The organism is Streptomyces sp. NPDC021562 (genome assembly GCF_040640875.1).
Classification (GTDB): domain Bacteria; phylum Actinomycetota; class Actinomycetes; order Streptomycetales; family Streptomycetaceae; genus Streptomyces.
In genome coordinates this window covers 1-1,746 of the sequence record NZ_JBFACN010000080.1, presented here as the reverse complement: position 1 = coordinate 1,746, position 1,746 = coordinate 1, and the positions used below count along the sequence as shown (strand labels likewise).

Annotated in this window: 2 protein-coding genes; both read right to left on the bottom strand. The window is 67.6% G+C overall.

The window, feature by feature from the left end:
- Nucleotides 1-1,019, bottom strand: a 1,019-nt coding sequence (locus AB0G52_RS40935) for an alpha-amylase family glycosyl hydrolase (RefSeq protein ID WP_361344357.1), incomplete at its 3' end; no start/stop codon positions are given.
- On the bottom strand, nt 1,016-1,746 hold a 731-nt coding region (locus AB0G52_RS40930; RefSeq protein ID WP_361344354.1), incomplete at its 5' end, for an alpha-glucosidase C-terminal domain-containing protein. The genes AB0G52_RS40930 and AB0G52_RS40935, both read right to left, overlap by 4 nt.

Genomic DNA, 1,746 nt, shown 5'->3' with positions numbered 1-1,746 from the left:
TCGTCGGTGACCATCTCCAGGGTCAGCTCGTCGTGGTTGCGCAGGAAGATGCCCCACTGGCAGCCGGACGGGATGGCCGGGGTCTTGGCGAGGATTTCCGAGACGGGGTAGCGGGACTCGCGGCGCACGGCCATGAAGATCCGCGGCATGACCGGGAAGTGGAACGCCATGTGGCACTCGTCCCCGCCCTTCGCGTAGTCGCCGAAGTAGTCGACGACGTCCTCCGGCCACTGGTTGGCCTCCGCGAGGAGCACGGTGTCCGGGTACATCGCGTCGATCTCCCGGCGGACCCGCCGCAGGAACTCATGCGTGGGCGGCAGGTTCTCGCAGTTGGTGCCCTCCTGCGCGTACAGGTACGGCACCGCGTCCAGGCGGAAGCCGTCGATGCCGAGGTCCAGCCAGAACCGCAGGGCGGCCAGGACCTCCTCCTGCACCGCCGGGTTCTCGTAGTTGAGGTCGGGCTGGTGGGAGAAGAAGCGGTGCCAGTAGTACTGACCGCGCACCGGGTCGAAGGTCCAGTTGGAGACCTCGGTGTCGACGAAGATGATCCGCGCGTCCTGGTACTGCTTGTCGTCGTCCGCCCACATGTAGTAGTCCCCGTACGGCCCGTCCGGGTTGGTGCGGGACTCCTGGAACCACGGGTGCTGGTCGCTGGTGTGGTTGACGACGAAGTCGATGATGACCCGCATCCCGCGCTGGTGGGCGGCGTCCACGAACTCCACGAAGTCGGCCAGGTCGCCGAACTCGGGAAGCACCGCGGTGTAGTCGGCGACGTCGTAACCGCCGTCCCGCAGGGGGGACTTGAAGAAGGGCGGCAGCCAGAGGCAGTCGACGCCGAGCCACTGGAGGTAGTCGAGCTTGGCGGTCAGGCCCTTGAGGTCGCCGACGCCGTCGCCGTCGCTGTCCTGGAAGGAACGCACCAGGACCTCGTAGAAGACCGCGCGTTTGAACCAGTCCGGGTCCCGGTCCTTGGCGGGAGTGTCCTCGAAGGTGTCCGGGACGGGTTGGTTGACAGTCATGACGCGCTGGACCCTCCGTTCGCTGGTGCCGGCCGCGTCACGTGGAACACGTGCGCCGGTGTCCGGCCGGGTGTGAGACGCACGTAGTTGGTCCTGCCCCACGCGTAGGCCTCACCCGTCAGTTCGTCCCGCACGGACAGGGCGCCGTCCCGGTCCGGGCCGAGTTGCGGCATGTCCAACGAGACCGTGGCCTCCTGGGTGTGGTGGGGGTCGAGGTTGACGACCACCAGAACCGTGTCCGAGCCGGTCCGCTTGCTGTACGCGAGGACGGAGTCGTTGTCCGTGTGGTGGAAGTGGAGGTTGCGCAGGTGCCGCAGCGCGGGGTGGGCGCGTCGGACGGCGTTGAGGCGGGTGATGAGCGGTGCGATGCCCTCCGTCTCCGCGCGCTCCCAGTCCCGGGGCTTGAGCTGGTACTTCTCCGAGTCGAGGTACTCCTCGCTGCCCTCCTTGAGGGGGGTGTTCTCGCACAGTTCGTAGCCGCTGTAGATGCCCCAGGTGGGGGAGAGGGTGGCGGCGAGCACGGCCCGGACCTCGAAGGCGGGGCGGCCGCCGTGCTGGAGGTAGGCGTGCAGGATGTCGGGGGTGTTGGCGAAGAAGTTCGGCCGCATGTACGCGGCGCTGTCCTGGGCGAGTTCGGTGGCGTACTCGGTGAGTTCCTGCTTGGTGGTGCGCCAGGTGAAGTAGGTGTAGGACTGCTGGAAGCCGATCTGTGCGAGGGTGCGCATCA